The organism is Chryseobacterium paridis (assembly GCF_016595215.1).
In the GTDB taxonomy this organism is placed as follows: Bacteria; Bacteroidota; Bacteroidia; order Flavobacteriales; family Weeksellaceae; genus Chryseobacterium; species Chryseobacterium paridis.
On sequence record NZ_JAENHK010000010.1, the window covers coordinates 2,254,455 to 2,277,589 of the forward strand.

At 34.1% G+C, this 23,135-nt stretch carries 13 protein-coding genes; 4 read left to right on the forward strand and 9 right to left on the reverse strand.

The window, feature by feature from the left end; all coding sequences use genetic code 11:
* Positions 1 to 98 precede the first annotated feature (98 nt).
* From JHL15_RS19635 to JHL15_RS19660, 6 genes are all read right to left on the reverse strand, one after another.
* A complete protein-coding gene (locus JHL15_RS19635; RefSeq protein WP_200248553.1) occupies positions 99 to 1,547 on the reverse strand; it encodes a SusD/RagB family nutrient-binding outer membrane lipoprotein in 1,449 nt (482 codons plus the stop codon).
* A gap of 12 nt (positions 1,548 to 1,559) precedes the next feature.
* Positions 1,560 to 4,562, reverse strand: a complete 3,003-nt coding sequence (locus tag JHL15_RS19640) for a SusC/RagA family TonB-linked outer membrane protein (RefSeq protein ID WP_200248554.1) — start codon at positions 4,560 to 4,562, stop codon at positions 1,560 to 1,562.
* 515 nt (positions 4,563 to 5,077) lie between these two features.
* Positions 5,078 to 6,508, reverse strand: a complete 1,431-nt coding sequence (locus JHL15_RS19645) for a SusD/RagB family nutrient-binding outer membrane lipoprotein (protein ID WP_200248556.1) — start codon at positions 6,506 to 6,508, stop codon at positions 5,078 to 5,080.
* A gap of 5 nt (positions 6,509 to 6,513) precedes the next feature.
* Complete coding sequence (locus JHL15_RS19650; RefSeq protein ID WP_200248559.1) at positions 6,514 to 9,546, reverse strand: SusC/RagA family TonB-linked outer membrane protein; 3,033 nt, start codon at positions 9,544 to 9,546, stop codon at positions 6,514 to 6,516.
* A gap of 496 nt (positions 9,547 to 10,042) precedes the next feature.
* A complete protein-coding gene (locus JHL15_RS19655; RefSeq protein WP_200248562.1) occupies positions 10,043 to 11,719 on the reverse strand; it encodes a SusD/RagB family nutrient-binding outer membrane lipoprotein in 1,677 nt (558 codons plus the stop codon).
* A gap of 12 nt (positions 11,720 to 11,731) precedes the next feature.
* Positions 11,732 to 14,728, reverse strand: coding sequence for a SusC/RagA family TonB-linked outer membrane protein (locus JHL15_RS19660; RefSeq protein WP_200248564.1), 2,997 nt, complete (start codon positions 14,726 to 14,728; stop codon positions 11,732 to 11,734).
* Positions 14,729 to 15,043: 315 nt separating this feature from the next.
* On the opposite strand from JHL15_RS19660, the gene JHL15_RS19665 reads away from it, so the two are divergent.
* The gene (locus tag JHL15_RS19665) at positions 15,044 to 15,628 is read left to right on the forward strand and encodes a ribonuclease HII (RefSeq protein ID WP_200248566.1); all 585 of its coding nucleotides are present in this window, start codon (positions 15,044 to 15,046) and stop codon (positions 15,626 to 15,628) included.
* A 72-nt stretch (positions 15,629 to 15,700) separates the two neighbouring features.
* Here the strand turns inward: JHL15_RS19665 and yidC are convergent, their stop codons facing one another.
* The 3 genes from yidC to JHL15_RS19680 form a co-directional block, all read right to left on the reverse strand.
* Positions 15,701 to 17,500: a membrane protein insertase YidC gene (yidC, locus tag JHL15_RS19670; RefSeq protein WP_200248568.1), complete on the reverse strand. Its 1,800-nt coding sequence runs from the start codon at positions 17,498 to 17,500 to the stop codon at positions 15,701 to 15,703.
* 193 nt (positions 17,501 to 17,693) lie between these two features.
* Positions 17,694 to 19,301, reverse strand: a complete 1,608-nt coding sequence (locus JHL15_RS19675; protein ID WP_200248572.1) for a CTP synthase — start codon at positions 19,299 to 19,301, stop codon at positions 17,694 to 17,696.
* A gap of 125 nt (positions 19,302 to 19,426) precedes the next feature.
* Positions 19,427 to 19,996, reverse strand: coding sequence for a YceI family protein (locus tag JHL15_RS19680; RefSeq protein WP_200248575.1), 570 nt, complete (start codon positions 19,994 to 19,996; stop codon positions 19,427 to 19,429).
* A 297-nt stretch (positions 19,997 to 20,293) separates the two neighbouring features.
* Between JHL15_RS19680 and JHL15_RS19685 the strand changes: the two genes are divergently transcribed.
* From JHL15_RS19685 to JHL15_RS19695, 3 genes are read left to right on the forward strand one after another with little or no spacing between them, the layout of a single operon-like run.
* Positions 20,294 to 20,488 carry a hypothetical protein gene (locus tag JHL15_RS19685; protein ID WP_200248577.1) on the forward strand — a complete coding sequence of 65 codons (195 nt, stop codon included), beginning with the start codon at positions 20,294 to 20,296 and terminating at the stop codon, positions 20,486 to 20,488.
* Between the two features lie 47 nt (positions 20,489 to 20,535).
* Positions 20,536 to 21,885 (forward strand): DNA repair protein RadA, encoded by a 1,350-nt coding sequence (radA, locus tag JHL15_RS19690; protein WP_200248579.1) that lies wholly within the window; start codon positions 20,536 to 20,538, stop codon positions 21,883 to 21,885.
* Positions 21,886 to 21,899: 14 nt separating this feature from the next.
* The gene (locus JHL15_RS19695; RefSeq protein WP_200248581.1) at positions 21,900 to 23,015 is read left to right on the forward strand and encodes a helix-turn-helix domain-containing protein; all 1,116 of its coding nucleotides are present in this window, start codon (positions 21,900 to 21,902) and stop codon (positions 23,013 to 23,015) included.
* Positions 23,016 to 23,135: the final 120 nt, after the last annotated feature.

The window sequence follows — 23,135 nt, forward strand, 5'->3', positions numbered from 1 at the left end:
CTTTGTAATGACTAATTCAATAGATGGTATACAACAAATGGTCGGAATAAATCCGACCATTATAAACAAAACATTGTTTGATATGAATGTTAAATATATTAAAATTTGTCCCAGAATAATTTAGTTGTTGCTTTATCGCCACCAATTTTACTTGCAGCAGCTTTAACATTAGCACCATTTAATACATATTCCTGATCAGAATAAGGCATTCTATATGGCACAGACGCTATATTTGATTTCGGAGGATTCACAAGTGTTGGGCTATCCAGACGTCTTGTAAAGTTCCAGCTAGCAAACCCTTTGTTAAACATTGCTAACCAAGCCTGTACTCCTATAGATTGTTTCCAGTTAACTGCATTATATGGATTAGCTGCCAAATAAGCTGTTGTATTTGCTACACTTACTCCATTTTCTCTCATAGATTCAGTAATTGCACTTGCATAAAGATCTACTGCAGTACCTCCAGCTGAATAATTTCTAGCTGCGGCTTCAGCTTTAAGGAAAGCTACTTCTGCATAGCTAAGTAAGTTCGATGCAGCAGTTGCGGATCTAAAATAAGAACTTAGTTGTGAAAAGTTAGTATAAGGATCGTTTAACTCTCCAAAAACTCCTCCTTTATAAACTCCACCAACTTTTGTAAACCATATATCCATTCTTGGGTCTGATAAGGTTTTCATGGTGTTTACTACTAATTCACTAGGTAAAAAATCATTTCTGTTGGAAGCGACTAAGTTATCAAACACAGGATTTGAAAAGGTACCTCCATCATATTTAAATTTATAAGCATCATCATCGGATGAGATAACACCTGCAGCGATTGCAGACTCAACAGTAGTTTTTGCTAATACAGGATCGACATCTGCTAAATTCATACCTAATCTTAGTTTAATAGAATTAGCAAATTTTTTCCATTTAGTCATGTCTCCTGAATAAACTAAGTCTCCCGAATTAGTTGCTCCAACTGGAGGAGCATATCCTTTAGCGGCAGGCTTTATAGCTACAATAGCATCATTAATTCTTTTAATTAAATCAAGATAAATCGTTTTCGCATCATCATATTTGGGTGTTAAAATCTCATCAGGTTTAAATGCTTCAGAATAAGGAACATCACCATAAGTATCTACCAAGTTTTCCCAAATAAAAATTTCCTCAATTTCCAAGGTGGCCAATTTATTGGTCCTAATATCATCAGTCTCTACTTCATTTTTCAAATTAACTTTTGCTTGTCTTAGATTATTAATACTGTAAACATACATTCTGTTAAAATGATTCCGAGGTTGATTACGTGTTACAAGATTATATTGAGTTTCATCCGGATACTGAGTTTCCGCCCATTGTTGTGTGAAAAATCTATAATTGTTAAAATTCACACTAGGGTTATCTATATAGTAGGACGACTGATACATTGCCGTTGCTAATAAATTTTCGGATGGAAGAATTGCCGGATGTTTAGGATCATCATTAAGAGAAGTTAAATCACTTTGACATGAACTTAACCCCAACCCGATACATGCAGACATCAAACTTATTTTTATAATATTTTTCATTTTTAAAGTAATTTAGAATTTAAATGTGACATTGATACCAAGGTCCCTTGTCGTTGGCATTGAACCAATAGACCATCCATAGGAATTAAGACCTCCTCCTACCATAGCCTCAGGATCAGCATATGGCAAATTTTTATGAATAATCCATAAATTTCTACCTACAATCGAAATTTTCGCATCATAGATTTTAGTGCCCGCCAGTAAAGATTTAGGAAGTGTATATCCAATACTCGCCTCTCTTAACTTAATGAAAGAACCATCATAAACAAATTCGCTTGCAGGTTGAGTTTTATATCCTACAGCACTACTGTTGTCAAGAGGTGATAATGCGATATTATTAGGGCTACCGTCAGGAAGAACTCCAGGCAAAACAATAGGTTTGTCTCTATAATCTCCAACCGCCGTTTCTTTATATAGACCTGAGGACAGCCCATAATACATATCCGTAGAGAACACATCTCCTCCTTTACGCATATCAATTAAGAAACTCAAAGAGAATCCTTTATAACTGAAACTATTTCTAATACCTCCAATCCAGTCTGGTGTAGTATTACCAATAACCTGATTAGGATTTTGTAAATACCTTCCGGTTTTAGGATCAATTACTTTTTGTCCATTTAAATAGGTGTAATCGGCACCTACCAAAGTACCCCAAGCTTCACCTTCTCTAGCATTTAAAGAAACTCCTCCTTGAAAACTATTGACTAAAAGGTTGCTAATCCCAGGATAGATGCTTACAACCTGATTCTTGTTTTTAGACCAGTTAGCATCAATATTCCATGTAAAATCTTTTGATTTTATTGGCACTAAACCTAACTGTACTTCATATCCAGAATTATCAATTCTACCTGCATTAAATACTTTACCTAAATAACCAACAGTTGGAGATGTAGGAAGAGGTGAAAGAATCTGATTAATAGTTCTTGTTTTATAATAAGCAAAATCAAGTGTTATTCTATCTTTTAAGAAGTGAGCTTCAGTTCCAATTTCGAATTCTTTAGCTCTTTGAGGCTGTAGATTTAAAAAAGGTTGATTTATGATTGGATTATATATTCCTACACCATACAATATTCCTGCTGACCTATAATTGTTAACTAACTGATAGGGATCTGCTGTCCCACCCACCTCGGCATAGTTTGCTCTTAGCTTCCAGAAATTCATCCAACTTTTAGTATCTAGGATTTCTGACATTATTAAAGATCCTGTTACAGAAGGATAGTTATAAACATTATTACCTGCTAATAATGTTGAGCTTTGATCTATCCTCCATGTTGCATCTACATAGAATTTTTTATAAAAATCAAATGAAGCGGTAACATATCCCGAATTCGTTTGTGTAGTATATTCATTTTCATCTGTAGCTAGCGGAGCCTTTTTAGAGTTTGATAGTGCATAAATTCCAGCAACGATTAATCCCCCTTCCGTCGAAGCATATGTAGAATTATAATGATTTCTTCGTATATTTCCTCCAACGACTCCAGAAACATTAATATTATCAGTAATATCAAATTTATAATTTACCATTAAATCATAATTGGTTTCTGTTCTTAGCACGTCACGTCTCGCATAACCAGAACCAATAGAGTTGTTTGATTGTCCAAAAGCCTGAGGTAATGACCCAACAGCCAATCTACTTTCAGCCAAAAGATTAGATCTATCATATGAAACCTTCCCAGTAACAGAAATATTATCTAATAAGTCATAATTCAATTGGGCATATGTGAAATTTCTATATCTTTTATCTGAAGTATAGTTTTGGTAGGCCTGGAAATAGGGATTATTCCAATATGCAGGTCGTCCATCTGCAGCTGACTTTCTACTCCAGGTAACGTTTCCATAATTATTAGCTGCACTAGCAACACTAGGATCTACATTTGCAAGATACGCTCTCTCAAGATCAGTAACATCTACATTAGTTTGCCACCATTGTCTAAAACCTGTTGCTGTATTATTAGAGTATCCAGTAATACTTCGTCCCTTTGTATCCTGCAAAGTCATTGTGGAATAAAAAGTAGAGTGTAACTTAGGAGTCAGATCATAATTAATCTTTAATGATAAATTATTTTTGTTAAGATGAGAGTTAGGCATTAACCCGTCCGACATCATGTTTTCGTATGTAAAACTTATGTTTTTCCCCTTTTGCCCTTTTTCGAGTGTTACACTATTGATATACGTTGTAGGATTCTCGAAAAATTTAATAGGGCCATTTTTTGCTGCTACCCATGGCGTTGCCTTTTTATAGTTGGGAGAAGTTGGATCAAAAGAGTCCCATTGATACACCATCAAGTTAGGATCAAATTTTGGCCCCCACGATGCATCAGCACCATAGTTTGCATTATTCAAACCATCAGCTGCCTGTGATCCGAATTTTTGAGAATACCCTGCACCATATCTTGTTTGATATTCTGGAAAAGTAGATTTATCAATAAATCCTACTTGCACTGCAGATGAAAGTGTAATTCCCCAAGACCCATCATCTTTACCTTTTCCGTTTTTGGTCGTGATAACAATGACACCATTTAGCCCTCTTTCACCATATAAAGCTGACGCTGCAGCTCCTTTTAGTACATTGATAGATTCAATGTCTTCCTGATTAATATCAGAAAGCGCATTACCATAATCAATATTTTTTTCCTGAGTATTAGAGTTGTTAACAGGTGATCCGTCAATGACAATTAGTGGGTTACCTCCTCCTAATGTCTTCATTCCTCTGATAAGTAAATTGGAAGACCCTCCAAAATTATTATTTGTGGTAACGTTAAGACCAGCTACCTTTCCTGATAATTGTGCTGCAATATTACCAGTATTTGTTGTACCATCGGAGAGCGCACTCGCTTTGATCTCTTGTGAAGCATATCCAAGAGATTTCTTCTCTCTTTTGATTCCAAGGGCAGTCACAACGACTCCTTCGATGTCCTGGGTTTTTACCGTATCCTTCTTCTTTTGCTGAGCATTTATAACAGCTAGGGATGAAGATAATACAAGTAAAAGTACACCCGCAGTTACTTTCTTCATATCAAATTATTTTTAGCGTTACAAATTTGTAAAACTTTCTTAATAATACAAAAGAAAAAGGTAAAAAATTAACAACTAAACAAAAATCAATAAAATTTTATACATAAAATTTAATAATAAATGTTAAAAAACATCCATTTAACTAATTAAACTAAATTATAAGGTAAATTAATTGTTAAAATAGAATCAGTCTATTAATCAGCCATACTAAATCAATAGATCGTGATAACTTACTTTGCAAAAATCAACCAATTATTCATAAAAATCTGTATATCATTTAATTAAAAATGAATTAATGTAATTATTTTTCACATTAAGTGAATTATAAAGGTTATTTATAAAGGTATTTTTAAGAATTTTATTATGCTTTACATAGTTTATTTTTATTATTTATCTCCTTTTATATAGCATAAACTTAGAAATAAATGACAAAAGGAAGAATAGAAAACTCAAAAATAATAACAAAAAAAGACCGGAACGTATCCGGCCTCAAAATATATTATAATTTAATCTTTCTAAAATTTATCCCAGAATAATTTTGTTGTTAATCTATCACCACCAATTGCAGCACTAGCCGCAGCATAATTAGTACCATTTGTGGTTGCTTCTGCTGCAGGATACTGAAGTCTGACAGGAACCTTACCATTAGCATTTGGGATTGCAGTTGTTGGTGCTACTAATAATGGATAATCCAATCTTCTATAGAAATTCCACGAAGTTACAGCCTGATTATACAAAGCCACCCAAGCTTGCTCACCAATAGACTTCTTCCAGTTGGAAGCATCATAAGGATGAGCAGCTATATATGCAGCAGCATCAGCACCCACTCCCCATTCAGTAAAGGAAGCAGTAATAGCTGTACTATACAAAGCTGAAGGACTTCCTCCAATCCCCCATCTGGCAGCAGCTTCAGCAAGATAAAATGCAACTTCAGTGTAACTTAAAATAACTCCAGGTGTAGTTGCTGTGTAAGCAAATTCACCAGCATTTGAAAATTCGGAAAATTCACCAGGCGCTCCGATAACCTGACCAATATAACTGCCATCTACATCAGTATAATATTTACTAATTCTAGTATCATTTGAAGCATTCATATAGTCTACCAAAGTTTTTCCGGCGATGAAATCATCTCTTGATCCTGTTTCCTGAAACATCGGGTTTTCATTCGGTGATGCTGCCAAATATTGAAATTTACAATCATCCTGAGGAGAAGCTAGTACCCCGCCTGTGATTGCTTTATTAACAGTTGTCTGTGCTAAGGTAGGATTAACATCAGCAAGAGCAATTCCCAATTTTAAAAGCAGGGAGTTTCCAAACTTTTTCCATTGTGCATTATTTCCTTTGTAATAAATATCTCCAGCACCGAATGAGCTTCCGTTCGTAGCCAAATTACTCAAATCAGTTTCTAATTTACTTATCAAAGAAGAATAAATATCAGACGCTTTATCATATTTAGGAAGTGGATATACATCAATATTTAAAGCTTGTGTATAAGGAATGTCTCCATAAGTGTCAACCAAAACCTGATAAGTATAGATCTTCATCATATCAACTATAGCTAATTGATTTGTTTTTTTCGCAGGCCAGGTAGATAACTCTGAAGGAGGTGGTACATATGCCTTAATGATCTGCTCTGCCTGATCCAGATTTTTGAGAACATTTACATAGTTATCAGTCCAGACATTATTGGATACATTTCGATTGGTAAAATCGTAATTACTTTCATTTACATAAATTGTTTCCTGCCAGTATTGCATCGTCAGTCTGAAATTATTCTCATTCACACTTGGCGTATTCATGTAATCACTAAGTTCTTTCTGCGCAAAAGTAACTAAAGACTCCTGAGTCGTATCATAAGCAGCGTGCGGATCTAAATTCACATCATCTCCCGTTGTACATCCTACAAATAAAAGAGCTAATATTGGTGTTATTATATATTTTTTCATATTCTTTAAAAATTAACTTTTACATTGAACGAAATGTTTCTTGTTGCCGGCATCGGACCAGATTGATACCCTTGAATATTACCAGAAGATAATCCTGCTTCCGGATCTGAATATGGTAAATTTTTATGCATAATCCAAAGATTATTCCCTATCAAACTTACAGACATTCCTTGTATAAATTTTGAATTAAAAAAGTCTTTATCAAACCTATAAGTAATTGATACTTCTCTAAGCTTTATAAAACTTGCATCGTACACGTATGCAGCTCCCGGAAGATCGGTTCCTAATACCTGGCTCGATTGTGATCTATCTAATCTAATTGTATTTGGAATATACGATCCTGGATTATTTGGATCTTGCATTACTCCAGGTAAAATCACACCACCACCATTCGCCAAAGTATTTCGAATAGGATTACCTAAATCATTTATGCCTACGGAATCAGGATAAACCCCTGTTCCATATCCATAGAACTGATCTAGTGAATATACCTTACCTCCTTTTTTCCAGTCAATTAAAAAGCTTAAAGACAAATTCTTGTAAGTAACAGTATTACTCAAACCAGCAGTCCATTTTGCTTGAAAACTTCCTTGATTATATGTTGGTGTATCAGTTACTAAATAGGCTCCATTTGCACCAACAATAGGCTGTCCATTTGAATCTCTCACATAATCGGAAGTCCAGATTGATCCATAATCTCCATTTAAAGGAGCATTAATACTTACACCACCCTGTGACCTACCTATTGTTATATTTTCAATTCCTGGACTAAGTGCTGTAACTTTTGTCCATGGATTCGACCAGTTTAAATTAAGATCCCATGAAAAATTACTTGTTTTAATTGGTGTCGCATTAATGGATACTTCGAAACCTTTTGTCGTTAGTTCTCCTGCATTTTGAGTTTTAGCAATAGCTCCGTTCGCAAAAGACACTGGCAAAGGTAAAATCTGATCGAAGGCCTTATTACGGAACCATGCAACATCAAAGCCTAGACGATTTTTAAACATTCTTGTCTCAATCCCGAATTCTATATTTTTCAGACTTTGAGATCTTAATTCAAAATTTCTTAATGTTGTATTGTATGCATAAACAGGTATATCTCCATAAGAAGGCTGGCTGAAATATCTATTCAGTAATTGATCAGCTTGAGTATCTGAACCCACCTCAGCGTAAGCAGCTCGAATCTTACCAAAGTTAAGCCATTTAGCATTAATGAGATTAGAAAACACAACACTGGCAGATAATGATGGATACCAGTACACTGCATCATTTTCAGGTAATGCCGTAGACTGATCTCTTCTGTATGTTCCCTCTAAATAATAGGTATTTTTATAGCCTAATGAAATCTGAGCAAAAGCACCATAAACGTATTTAGAAATATCTGAAATTAAAGGTCTAACCGGAGAAGATGCTGAATTGGCAATTGTATAAATACCTGGGATATACAATCCTCCTGAAGTTGATTGTTGATTAGAATAAACTTTCTGAACGTTAATATTTCCTCCTAACAATGCATTAATATTGAAATCGTCAGTAATATTCTTTTTGTAAGTACCTATGAAATCATAATTGGTTTCAGAAAATTTATACTGACTTGTAGCATAACCTGAAGGTTGATCGACAGTTCCATTTAGCCCAAAATCATTTCCTATATAAGAACCTACTGCTTTTCTCTCTTCCGTTGTCATCGTATAGCCATCTCTACCCATACGGAATAATAAATTAATATCCTTATTAACATCATAATTTAAGCTAAAGTTCCCAGCAAACCTATCCCTTGAATCATTCTGGTAGTTTTGATATCGCTGAAAGTAAGGATTATCCCAAAAAGCAGGCGTTAAATCCGTAACACCTTTCATATTCCAGGTATAATTTTTATACGATCCCATATAAAGATTCCTCAAATCATATATATCAACATTTGTTGGCCACCATTGTCTGAAATTGGTCATAATATTATCATTATAACCAGTAGAATTACGGCCTATTGTTTTTTGCGTTACAAAATTTGCATAAAAATTGGCGGTTAATTTATCTGTAAGTTTGTATGAAGCATTTCCACTAAAGTTATTCTTTATCAATGAACTATTAGGCATAATATCCGTTGCATCAGTATTTGCATAACTCAATCGATACGTTGATTTATCGTCACCCCCACTAAAAGACAATGTATTTACATAGTTGGTTCCGGTATTAAAAAATTTAATCGGGCCATTTTTTGCCATTTGCCAAGGTGTTCTTTGCCCCTCAGTTGGAGAACCTGGTATAAATGCACCATATTGCCAAACCATTGAACCGTCATATGCTGATCCATATGAAGCATCATTTCCGAAGACTACTCTTGGACTTCCTTGATATAAAGCACTGCTAAAACTATTGCCTGTATACCCTTGTCCATATTGCGTCTGATATTTAGGGAATGTAGATCTATCAATCGTTGACATAGTAATGGAACTTGAAAACTCCATTCCAATTCCTTCCTTATTTTTCTTTCCCCTTTTAGTTGTGATAATAATAGCTCCATTTTGAGCTCTGGATCCATACAAGGCAGTCGCAGCAGCCCCTTTTAGGACATTTAAAGTTTCGATATCATTTGGATTGATGTCTGCAACAGAGCTCCCGTAATCATACCCACCACCACCAGTAGCCTGGTTGGCTGTATTTATATTTTTATTCAAAATTGGAACTCCATCCACGACAAAGAGAGCCTGATTGTCTCCTAACAATGATTTATATCCCCTGGTAACAACATTTATAGATCCTCCAAAGTTTGTACTCTGTTTAATCTCTAAACCCGCTACTTTACCAGATAAATTGTTTAGGAAGTTAGTAGTAGGATTCTTATTGACTGCGTCTCCTTTTACTTCTTGGGTAGCATAACCAAGAGATTTTTTCTCTCTTTTAATACCGAGGGCAGTTACGACAACTCCTTCGATATCTTGCGTTCTTACGGTATCACTTTTCTTTTGCTGCGCATTGGCTACAGCCAGTGAAGAAGACAATACTATGATAAGTACACCTGATGTTATTTTCTTCATATCAAATTAATTTTGTAATTCTACAAATTTGTAAAACTTTATTAACAAGACAAAAGAAAATCTTAAAAAATTAACAATTATTCAACAAAAAATAAAATAATCATTAAATAATTTAACAATTTTTGTTAAAATCAAAATATTTAACAATAAAAAATACACTAAAAAGTGATTTATTTGAGAAATAAACATTAGTCTATAAAAATGATATATTTAAATCACAATGAAATGATATAAATTTTCACAATATACCCTAAACAGCATTTACTTATTGAATATCAGATGCTTAAATATTTGATTCAACCTTAATCCTACAATAGCGTAGGATATTTAAAATCTTAATCATATTAAATTTGTTACACATAAACTATGTCAAGCATATTATTTTTTTCCCCTTCAGCTTCTTCTATTATTATAAATTATCAGAAAATTGAATGAGTTTGAACATAAAAAAAAACCGCCACAAAGGCGGTTTTAAATATATTAAAAAGTTCCGAAATTAATTTTGATTCCAGAAAGGCGTGTATTGATTTTTGACAAAAACCTGAGCACTACTAATATTAGGAACGTGCGCAGAATTTGCCGCATATTCGGAAAACGGATATACTAATCTATATGGCTTATTAGGATACTGAGCAGTGGTAGCCATAGGTGTATATGGGTATCCAGTTCTATTGTATTCTATAAACATTTCAGTAGGATTAATATTCGTTAAAGCAATCCATTTTTGTGTCATAATAGCCTCTAATTTTTGTGCATCACTACCAATCCATCCCAATCCAGGTCTGGTATTAATACCATTAACAGTAGAACTACCTGTTAAATAAATTGCCATCTGCGTGGTATTCGCACCTAGCCAAGCTGCATTTGCGGTTATTGCTTTCGTAAACTTTGTCTGACCATCTATTGCATTAAACATAGCTGGCCAGCGAAGAGCTGCTTCAGCTTGCAGTAAATCACTCTCTGCTATTGAAAAAAGAGACCCTCCTCTTGTATTATTATTATTAATTATTGTAGGCCATGAAGTTGTATTAGCAGAAGTAAAGTTACCTATTCCCATTTTAGAAGTATTAACATTAGTAACAGGCACTCCAGCTTGCCCAGGAATATTTCCTTGTCTAATCCCTTTCAGACCATTAAATGTATTTCCATTGGCGTCAACAGAGGATACTAATGTAAATAACCTGCTTCTTCTAGGATCTTTGAGATCCGTAAATTTTGCATAATTACTACTATTCAAAATAGCATTTCCTTCCAGTGCATTAGCCATATGTTCGGAGACTACTATAAAGCTATAATTTTGCACTGAAGTATTTGCCGAAGTCCTAGCCCAAGTAAGAACATAAGGATTCATCTGATCATCATTTCCAGCAGAGTATCCAGGATTAACAGTCACCTCTTCTGTATCAATAAACGAACCAAGAGTACCACCTGAAGTTCTCGTAGCAAGCGCTTGTAATTTTTGATTTCTGTAAGTCTGTAAATCACCTGTAACATTAGACATTCTTATCAAAAGTCTCAACATTAAAGTATTAGAAAATGATTTCCATTTAGCCATATTCCCTTTAAATACAATATCAGGAGCTTCTATTGATAAGGCATCTGGATGAGCAGCATCCATCAAAGCATTAGCTTCTTCTAATTTAGAGATTAAGCTTTTATAGATATCAGTATCATTATCATAAGCAGGGGAAGTATTCACCTGTCCTTTAAACGCTTCACTGTATGGAGCATCTCCATATAGATCCACAATATACTGCATGTAATATGCTTTCATAATCTTAGCAACAGCAATATAATTATCTTGTTTATGACTAGGATTCGCGAATTTTTCTATTTGATCAAAATTAGCAATCCTAGGATACAATCCCCATATCCCAGTATAAAAAGTATTATCTACACTGTTAAGGTTAAATTCTCTCTGAAAAGGACTTGTAAATGTATATGCATTTCCAGCCCAGCTGTTCATCATCAAATTACCAAACTGTACCATTGTACCCGCCTGTGTTCTATAAGCAGAAGCGATAGCACCCGGAAGCATAAGTTCTGGAGTAATATCTTCCGCTTGAATTGCATTCGGATTGTCATTGACGTCCAAATAATCATTGGAACAAGAGGTTGCTGTAAGACCTAATGCTGCAACTAAAAGTATTGTTAAAAATTTATTATTCTTCATGTTTGTTCAAAATTAAAAAGTTACATTTAGGTTAAAACCAAAATTTCTTATACTAGGGTACTGCCCATTAGTAGCTATACCTGCAGCATTCCCGTTTGTTGAAGCCGTTTCAGGATCCGAATAATTCCTATTGTCTTTAGCATAAATAAAGAATGGATTCCTTGCATAAACACCGATTGATAGAGAATTAACAAACGTGTTGCTCAAGATTGATTTCGGAAGATCATAACTTAAGGCAATTTCTCTTACTTTTAACGCTGTCCCATCAACAACAAACTCTTCTCCAACAGACCTGTATGGTCCTGTGAAATATGCATTTACACCAGTATATGAAGCATCATTCCCTACAGGTGTAGTGTTAGGAACATATTGTCCATTCACTAATTGAACAGAATTTGGAACTACATACCCTTTTGATCTGTCAAAATCAGCTGTCTTTTCCGATGAACCCATACTTCCTAATAATGACTTGTTGAAAGCAACAAAACTATTTCCAGTTCTATAGTCAGCCACTGCACTCAAGGTTATTCCTTTAAATTTGAATGAAGTACTGAATCCTAAAATGTAATCAGGATTTACTTTGCCTAACACTTCAAAAGTAGAAGTTGCTAAAGGAGTACCATTTGCATTCACAATGATATTTCCATTAGGATCTCTTTGGTATTTAGTTCCTTTAATCACAGGAAAATTCTCTCCTTTTACAGCAAAAATACCAACACCAGGAGTTCCATAACTTGATAGAGCCACTTCATCGGCACCATCAGCTAATCCTAAGATCTTAGTTTCATATGTAGTATAAGACCCTCTTACTTTCCATTCAAAGTCTTTTGTTTTAAATGGCGTAAAGCCTAGATCCAATTCCAATCCCTGGTTTCTGCTATTCCCTATATTATCCTGAAATGCAATAATACCAGAAGCCAAAGAAGTTGTAATGGTTGTAATTAAGTTATCTGTATCATTTCTATATACGGAACCATCAAAAGTAATACGATCATTAAACAACCCTAAAGACAATGTTGCTTCTTTTGACTTAAGGAATTCCGGTTGAATACCTTGGTTATATAAAGTCGTAGCAGGTAAATAAGATGATAAATTATTAAAAGGAAATCCAACCGGGAAATTCCCGATACGATCCAATCCATAAACAGGTACCGTTCCTGCATTACCTACTTTACTGTAAGACAAACTCACTTTAGCATAGTTTAACACCTTTCCTTTAAGGGATTCAAATGCTTTAGTAGGAATAAATGATGCCCCAAAAGAATAATATGGATACCCCTTGTTACTGAATCCTAATTTTTCTTTATTAGGACCTACCGGATTTTGACTTAAAACAGAGTTTTTTTCAAATCTGAAAGTCGAATTGAAATATAAAAAATCTTTATACCCTAAATCTAAGTTAGCAAACCAGGCATAAGACCTTTGTTGACTTTTACTGTTATCAAGGTTATAAAATTTATCCGGCTGCAATACGTTATTAATATTGTACCAACCAGGAACCTGTAAATTCTTACCCCCAACAGAAGTTACTGAAGAAGAAGTATCCTGGATATTATGACCAACATTCACTTTCAAGTTCAAATCATTGGTAAGATCATAATTAAAATTAGCCATTAAATCACCATAATATCTAAAGCTAGATGCAACACTTTTATGATATTCAGAAACAACAGGCTCAGGACCATAGTCTGTAGGAGTAGTATGATCAATAGGAGTTCCTGTTCCATCATATATCCTATCATAAGCAAAATCATTCAAATGACTTTCTGAGATAGTTGATCCCATTACTGCTGTTCCCGCATATGTGAAGGATATATGATCATTCAACTTGTATTCTAAATTAATCAAACCAGAAAACGTTCTGTCTTTCACATCCGATCTATCGTTTTCAATCGTCCAATATGGATTGGTTGCATATATCGTGTAACTTGCATCTGGTAAAGCATTTCTAAACTGTCTTACATCCACATTAGTAGGAGTTTGTATTAACTGTCCATATAAGTCAGAAGAAGTTGTTGACGTTTTCAAATCCAAATAGTTGATGTTACCATCAATTCTAAACTTACCAAGTTGTTTACCTGCCTTAAAAATAAAGTTATTTCTTTTTAGGTTATCACGATCTACAACAAAATCGTTTTGCGCCCTGTTAAAAGATAAGAAAGCATAAGAATCCGGCCCCCCTGCATTAACAGACACTCCATTCTGGATAAGTACACCTGTTTTAAAGAACTTTCCAATATGATTATTCTTTGGACTAAATGTTTCAGTTTTCCAAACATTATTAGCATCCGGCATACCCACTATTAAACTTTGACCTCCTAACGCCGATGAATACGCAGGACCCCAGTTAGAGTTCTCATAAGGAGTCCAGTTAGTACCATTATAATCAGTGGTATCAAATGTATCACCAGGATACCCTTGACCATATTGTTTTTGATAAATAGGCAATTTAAAAACAGAAGAAAAATCTACCGAATTCGTCAGACTAAACTGAAGTCTTTCTGATTTACTCCCTCTTTTTGTAGTAACTACAATAACTCCATTACTCCCCTTTTCACCATAAAGAGCCGCTCCTTGCATCCCTTTAATGATGTTCATGTTATCAATAATTTCTGGAGGTAAATTTTGTAAAATACCAAGAGTAGAAATTACACCATCGATAACAACCAATGCCTGGTTATTACCAGAAATTGATCTAGGCCCTCTTAAAACAACTCTTGTTGTAGAGTTTACTGAATTATTCGTTGTATTAATTTGCAAACCAGATACCTTACCTGTAAGAGACTGAATAGCATTTGGGTTATTGGCCTGAGTAATTTCTGCGTTATTTACAACTTGGTTAGCAGATGTAATTGCATCTTGTCTCTTTTTCAAACCAAGAGCACCAGTTACAACTACCTCACGTATGTCCTGTGTTCTTATAGTGTCGCTTTGCGTTTTTTGCGCATTTACAACCATAAAAGAGGAAGTCAGAACTATAGCAAGAACACTTGTAGTTAATTTCTTCATATTTAAATTGATTATTTTTTTTATTAAATGCAAATATGTAAAACTTTCTTAAAACAACCAAATTAAATGTTAAAAAGATTTAATTTAATGAATCATAGATTAAACATAGCATTTATGTTTAAAAATTTAATAATATTTTACACAAAATTAACATATATCACATACTAGTGTTATTTTTTAAATTTAATAAAAAATATACTATACAACTATTAATTTCAAACTAACAAGATAAATAAACTAAAAAACTCACATATTAATATAAATATATTTTTATTTAATTTTGAGCTCAATTACAGTATTATCTATATTATTTCCATGAATTTATTAAAAAGCTGGTCCCAGAACTATATTGAAGCAGGATGCGATGAAGTAGGCAGAGGATGCCTATGCGGACCAGTGGTCGCAGCTGCTGTAGTCCTGGATGATAACTTTGACCAAAACCTAGTTAACGATTCTAAGAAACTAAACTTTAAAACCAGAATGGATCTGGACAGTTACATCAAAGACAATGTTCAGGATTATGCTATTGCCGAATTATCTCCTGATTTTATTGACCTACATAATATACTCAATGCAAGTATCCACGCTATGCATCGAGCATTAGACCAACTAACAATTAAACCTGAACTTATATTAGTAGACGGAAACAAATTCCATCCTTATAATTACATCCCTCATCAATGCATTATCAAAGGAGATTCGAAAATGCTTTCTATTGCAGCAGCTTCTATTCTTGCTAAAAATTATAGAGACAAATTAATGATTCAACTTCACGAAGAATTTCCTCATTATGGATGGGATACGAATTTTGGATACGCAACAAAAAAACACCAAGAGGCTCTTGTAAGATTCGGACCAACAAAACACCACAGACAATCTTTCAGACTTAAATATGATTAACAGATTGACGAGATAAGACAAAAAAAGAGGTACAAATTAATTCGTACCTCTTTTCTCTATTTTATAATAAGATTATTTCTTCTTATTTCTTTGCTGCTCTTGAGTTTTCTGCTGCTCCTGAGCTTTCTCCATCATTTCACGCATTCTTTTTTGGAATTTCCCTTCAGATTTTGGCTTTTCTTTATTAGCCTGAATCTGAGCATGAATTTTCTTCTCATCCAGAATCACATATTTGATCACGAGGATAATTAAGATATTAATCGCGTTCGATACAAAGTAATACCAGGAAAGACCAGATGCTGAAGTATTCAGGAAGAATAAGAATGTAATCGGGAAGATATACATTAGCACTTTCATATTCGGCATACCTTCTTGTTGTGGCTGCTGAATATTCCCTGAAGTCATAATCGTATAGATAAGGATCACCACTGTACAAGCTAAAGCAAAAACACTTAAATGATCTCCAAGGAAAGGAACCTTAAATGGCAATCTAATTAAATCATCGTAAGCTGTCAAATCCTTTGCAAACCAAAACCCTTTTCCTCTCAAATCAATAAAGTTCGGGAAGAAACGGAATAATGCATAGAAAATAGGAATCTGTACCAGCGCCGGTAAACAACCAGCCATTTGATTCACTCCTGCCTTTCGGTAAATCTCCATGGTAGCCTGCTGCTTTTTCATTGGATCAGCATCCTTTAATTTTGCATTCGCCTCATCAATTTCCGGACGAATCACCCTCATCATAGCACTCAACTTATGTTGTTTATACATAATTGGAGATAAGATAAGCTTAACAATAATAGTCATTATGAAGATCACCCATCCTGCTGTTAATCCCCAAGATGCAATGAGATTATACATAGGCATGAAGAAATATCTATTCATTCCGCCAATCAATGACCAACCTAATGGTAATATTTCGTCAAAGTTTTTATCATAAGATTTCAACAACGGTAAATCCAACGGCATAAAGTACCATGTAAAATCCTGATTCAATTCGCTTCCGGTCATTTGAACAAAACCTTCATAGTTGAATTTTTTCAAATACTCTCCTTCTTCAATTGATTCCTGATTTCCTTTACTTTGTGTAAATCCATTTTTAGCTTCGATTACTGAAGAGAAAAACTGTTGCTTAACACCAATCCAGTTAAGAGTTTCTTTCTCTTCCTCCATTGTTGTTCTTCCATCATAGTCATAGCTCTTATAATTATTGAACGCATAAGAAAATTCTGAATGAGACTGTTCCTGAGCTCTCCCTTTTTCAAAGTTTCTTACATTATAGTTCCATAAGAAATCTGCTTTGGTATCTGAAGTTACATTAGCCAATCCTTGGGTTCTTATTTTAAAATCTAAAGTGTATTTAGGAAGCAATGTATAGATAAACTGAATAACAGCGCCATTATAGTTAGCCGTTAATGTCACAGCATTTCCATTAACTGTTGGAGAGAAAACTAGGTCTTTAGTATTAATAACTTTACCAGTCTTATCTTTAAACTGAAAACCGTAGTTTGAATTATTTTTATTAATTAAATAAAGAGGTAAGTCAGCTTTGTCACTCTTGTGATCATAAGCCTTATATTTTAAAAGCTCTACTTTAGAAACTTGCCCTCCTAAGCTGGAAAATTCCAATTTCAATTCATTGTTTCCTAAAGTAGAAACCTGAATAGCATTAGGAGTTACATTTGGATTGATATTACTTGCCTGAGTTTGTTTTACGGCAGTTTTTGCTTGTTCAGTCTTTTGTTGTTCAGTTTTCAACTGCTCTTCTTTCTGCTGTTTATTTTGGAAATAAAACATAAATCCGAAGAGAACCACACATAAAACCGCAAAACTAATCATTTGACTTTTATCGAGTCCGTTGTTCTGTTGCATTTTGATTTTATTAAAATTATTTTTTCATAATCCTTAGTAAAATTTAATATTAAATTCCACCCAGGATTTCGAGCTGACAAAAATACTGATTTTTTATCAAAACTCTATCTTTTACTCTATTACAATATAATAAACTCAGGCTGATAATAATCAACCTGAGTTTATGTATGACGTTTATAGGATATAAATCCCTTTATTTCTTTTCACAAGCTTTGATAAAGGCTCTGAATAATGGATGCGGTGTTGCCACAGTACTCTTATATTCAGGGTGATATTGAACTCCCACATAGAATGGATGATCTGTCAGCTCAAGGGCCTCAACCAATCCTGTTTCCGGATTTGTTCCTGTCGCAAGGAAACCATTCTTTTCAAATTCCTGCAAGTAATCACTATTGAATTCATAACGGTGACGGTGTCTCTCCGAAATATTTTTACTTCCGTAGATTTCTGATAATCTGGAATTGTTCTTCACAGAACACTTCCATGAACCAAGACGCATCGTACCTCCTTTGTCAACCACATTTTTCTGCTCTTCCATTAAAGAAATTACAGGATGCTCTGTAGCCGTATCAAACTCCATAGAATTTGCTTTTGAATACCCCAGAATATTTCTGGCAAATTCAACAGTCATTATCTGCATTCCCAAACAAATTCCCAACATAGGAATTTTATTTTCTCTTGCATATTGTGCTGTAAGAACTTTTCCTTCGATACCTCGATCACCGAAACCTGGAGCAATAAGAATTCCATTTACTCCTTTTAGTGTTTCTTTTATGTTCTCTTTATTGATATCACCACTATAGACCCATCTTACTTTTACTTCTGTTTCAAGATCTGCCCCTGCGTGTTTGAAAGCTTCTGCAATAGAAATATAAGAATCCTGAAGAGAAACATATTTACCTACTAAAGCAATTTCAATTGTTCTTTTTGGATTCTGGAATTTTTTAAGGAAATTTTTCCAGTCTTTAAGATCAGCCTCTTTATCACTCTTAAGATCCAATTCTTTTAAAACAACATCATCAAAATTCTGCTTCTGAAGATACATTGGAACTTCATAAATTGTTTCCAGGTCTTTACATTCAATAACGTTATCTAAAGGAACATTACAGAACTGTGCTAATTTAGCTCTCTGATCTTTCGGAATTTTATGCTCTGTTCTGCAAACCAAAACATCAGCCATAATTCCACTTTCCATCAATTGACGGACGGAATGCTGAGATGGTTTTGTTTTCAACTCTCCGCTGGATGCCAGATAAGGCAATAATGTAAGGTGAATAACCATAGAATTTTTCTCTCCCAACTCCCACTTTAACTGACGAACAGTTTCAATGTAAGGTAAAGATTCAATATCTCCGACAGTTCCTCCGATCTCAGTAATAATGATATCGTAGCTCTGCTTGGAAAGCATTTTAATTCTACGTTTAATTTCGTTAGTAATATGAGGAATCACCTGAACTGTTTTCCCTAAAAAGTCCCCTTTTCTTTCTTTTTCAATTACAGTTTGGTAAATTTTCCCTGTGGTAACGTTGTTATTTTGGGAAGTGGGAGCGTCCAGATAACGCTCATAGTGACCTAAATCCAGATCCGTCTCCGCACCATCTTCGGTTACATAGCATTCTCCATGTTCATAAGGATTCAAAGTTCCTGGGTCAATATTAATATAAGGATCTAGTTTTTGGATCGTTACATTAAAACCGCGTGATTTCAGCAATAGTCCCAGAGAAGCAGAAACGATTCCTTTTCCCAAAGATGAAGTTACACCTCCTGTCACAAAGATGTATTTAGTATTCTTTTTACTCATTAGATTAGGTTTGTGCAAAGTTATGGGAAAAAGAAATACGAGGCAATTTATTTCCTAAGAAATAAAAAAAGGTTCCTCAAAATTACTTGAGAAACCTTTAACCAAACCAAATTATATTTAAAAAATTATTGTTTTACCAATTCAAAATACAGGTTTACGTCTACATCTTTCGCTACCCCTGCACCTGTTGGATCGTATTTAATATTATAATCTAAACGATTAACTGTAAATTTTGTCTGAAATCCTAAAACTTCTTTTCCTTGTTGATTCTTTGTCATACCACCATACGTTACCGGAATACTGATTTCTTTAGTTACATCCTTAATTGTCAGTTTTCCTTTAAGAGTATAGGTATTATTTTTATCTTTTGTTATAGAACCGCTTTCAAATTTCATTGCCTGGAATTTTTCTGCATCAAAGAAATCAGCACTTTTCAGATGTTTATCTCTCATCTCGACTCCTGTATTCACAGAACCAGTAATGACATTAAAATTGAAAGTTGCATTATCCAGATCCTTTCCTGGAGTAACTACTGTTCCTTCGAATTTATCAAACCTTCCTTGCACAAAGCTTATCCCCATATGCTTGATATTGAAGTTAACTGATGAGTGCATAGGATCAACTTTCCAAGTAGATTGTGCAAAACCTGCAATGCTTAAAAAAGCAAATACAAAAGCGAATAGTATCTTTTTCATAGTAATATATTTTATATTTATTTCGGTCAAAGGTAAATTGATAAACTTAATTGTGTCTTGACCTATGATATCTTTTTGCTTTTAAATGAAATTATTTTCAAATAAATTAAATTCAAAACACAGATGATAAAAAACACAATAATTGAATTTAAATAAAGCAACAGATTTAAGAGTTTTCCGTCCGTTTTTTCAGTAAAGTAAGTAAAGGGATTAGTTCCTGAAATCATTAACATAAATAAATAGAGCACTTCAAATAAAATAGCAATTCTATACACCGAATGATAGTTATTTTTAAAGATGAGTATAGTAATAAACCCGATTCCACTAATGATCAAACAACCTATAAGAACTGCAAATGATAACATTCCGAAGTCACCTCCCGGCAAATGCAAAAAACCCACAGCCCAATCAGCAAGCCAGATTGTAAGAATTGTCATGGCAGCGAACGTTAATAAGCTTTTAATTAAAATATTTTTCATTTATGAAAATTAACCAAAATTTCAGAAGTAAAATTCAAAAAAAATTTTGAACTTCGCGGTATGGCAAAACTTAGAACAGCATATTTCTGTCAAAACTGTGGAACTCAATATTCTCAATGGATGGGGCAATGCAAAAACTGTGGACAATGGAATACTCTGGTAGAGGAAGTAGTTGAAAAACCATCCAGCAGAAGTCTCCCTTCTTCAAAAACAAAGCAACACGTCATCAATATTATTGAAGTTGAAGCCATTGAAGAACCACGCATTAAAACTCCATCAGAAGAACTCAACAGAGTTATGGGCGGAGGAATTGTTTTAGGCTCTGTTACATTGATCGGTGGAGAACCTGGAATCGGAAAATCCACTCTGCTTTTACAGCTTGCCTTAAAAATGAAGAAGAAGGTATTTTATGTTTCGGGGGAGGAAAGTGCTTCACAAATCAAAATGAGAGCAGACCGGTTATCAGAAATTCAAAATCCTAACTGTTTTCTTTTTACTGAGACTTCACTGGAAAAAATACTTCACGAAGCCAAAAAATTAGAGCCCGATTTCATGATCATCGACTCTATTCAAACATTACAGTCTCAACTTATTGAAAGTTCACCAGGAACTGTTTCCCAAATCAGGGAATGTTCTAATGAGATCATTAAATATGCAAAAGAAAACAACACTCCTGTTTTCCTGGTAGGCCACATTACTAAAGATGGACAAATTGCTGGTCCAAAAGTTTTGGAACATATGGTAGACGTTGTTTTAAATTTTGATGGTGACAGAAACCATCTTTTCAGATTATTGAGAGCTAACAAAAACCGTTTTGGTTCTACCTCCGAAATTGGAATTTATGAAATGATTTCCCAAGGCTTAAAGGAAATTAAAAATCCATCTGAAATTCTAATCACAAAGAAATTCGAAGAACTTTCCGGAAACTCAGTAGCAGTGACTTTAGAAGGAAATCGTCCGATGTTATTAGAGATTCAAGCCCTGGTGAGTACAGCTGTTTATGGAACGCCACAAAGAAGTTCAACCGGTTTCGATGCTAAAAGATTAAATATGCTCCTTGCTGTATTGGAAAAAAGAGCAGGTTTCCAGCTTGGATCAAAAGACGTTTTCCTCAATATCACAGGAGGGATAAAAACAGATGATCCCGCCTTAGACCTCGCTGTTGTCGCATCTATACTCTCTTCTAATGAAGACATTGCTATCTCTGAACATTTTTGTTTTGCCGGAGAAATAGGCCTTAGTGGGGAGATCAGACCTGTTGCGCAAATAGAGCAGCGCATTTCAGAAGCCGAGAAGTTAGGATATGAAAAAATATTTGTATCCAATCTTAACAAAATTCCCAAAAGAAAATTTGGGATCAAGATTGAAGAGGTAAGCAAGATTGAAGATTTCCACGAAAGGATTTTCTAATATAAAATAACAGAATGCCACTAGAAAACATCCAGAAATTCATCCTTGTTTTATTGTATGGTGGACTGATCTTATTTTCATTCACCATGTTAATAAATCCCATGAGAGTAAATAAGAAAGCCAATTTGTTTTTTGGCTTTTTCCTATTCTTATGGTCAAGTTACTGGATCTTGAATGTCTTACAATTCTGTGGAATTTCGGTTGACCCTCTATTTGAACTCAGCGTCTATTCCATACAGATACTCACCCCTATTTTTCTGTTTTTTAGTGTTGTCTTTTTTATTAATCCCAACTACCTGTTTAAGAAAAGAGATATCATCTGCTTTGTTGTCCCCGTCATTTACTGGATGCTTCTCATCAATTCGGAAAATAACAAGACGATTCACGCTATCGTCATGCTGATAGCAGTTTCTCATAATCTTCCTTATATCGCTCTCATTTATTTTAAAATAAGAAAACATCAAAAACGGATAGAAACAATTTCTTCCAACACTGAAAATATTGATCTGCAATGGCTAATTAAACTTAGCTTTCTTCTTTTCATAACGATTATTATAACGGTAGGTTATGAATTATTCAACACCTTTATTTATAAGATGCATCAGCATCTGGTAATGGATCTCCTATTTTTATTCATTGTATACAGTACATTATATTATGTACTCCGTCAAAAGGAAATTTACCCTGTTGACAAGAAACAACGGGAAGAGCTTTTATCAATCGAAATGGAAAGTAATGAAGAACAAATTGGAAAGAAAAAATTAATTTCAGATCAGGAATTTGACATTTTAAAGCGTAGGCTTATTTCTTTAATGGAAACCGAAAAACCGTATCTGGATGGTGATCTTAACCTATTGAAGTTATCGGATTTAATACAAATCAATGCGCACCAGCTTTCTTATCTTCTTAATAATGGCTTCAACGAAAACTTTTTCCATTTCGTCAATAAATATCGAGTGGAACATGCTAAAACAATACTTTTAAATACTTCTTATCAAAAGCTTTCAATGGTTGGAATTGCTTTTGAATCGGGTTTCAATTCCAAAACAGCTTTCAATACAATTTTCAAGAAGATGACTGAGATGACTCCTTCAGAATTTAAAAAGGCAAACTCCAATAGTAATTTATAATTGATTTTACCATAAAGCAGGGAATATTTCAGAGATGCTCCCATTATTTAAAATCAAAAAATACATCAAAATCATCATCAAAAATCTAATAAAACTAAGATTCCATAAAGTATTTTCATA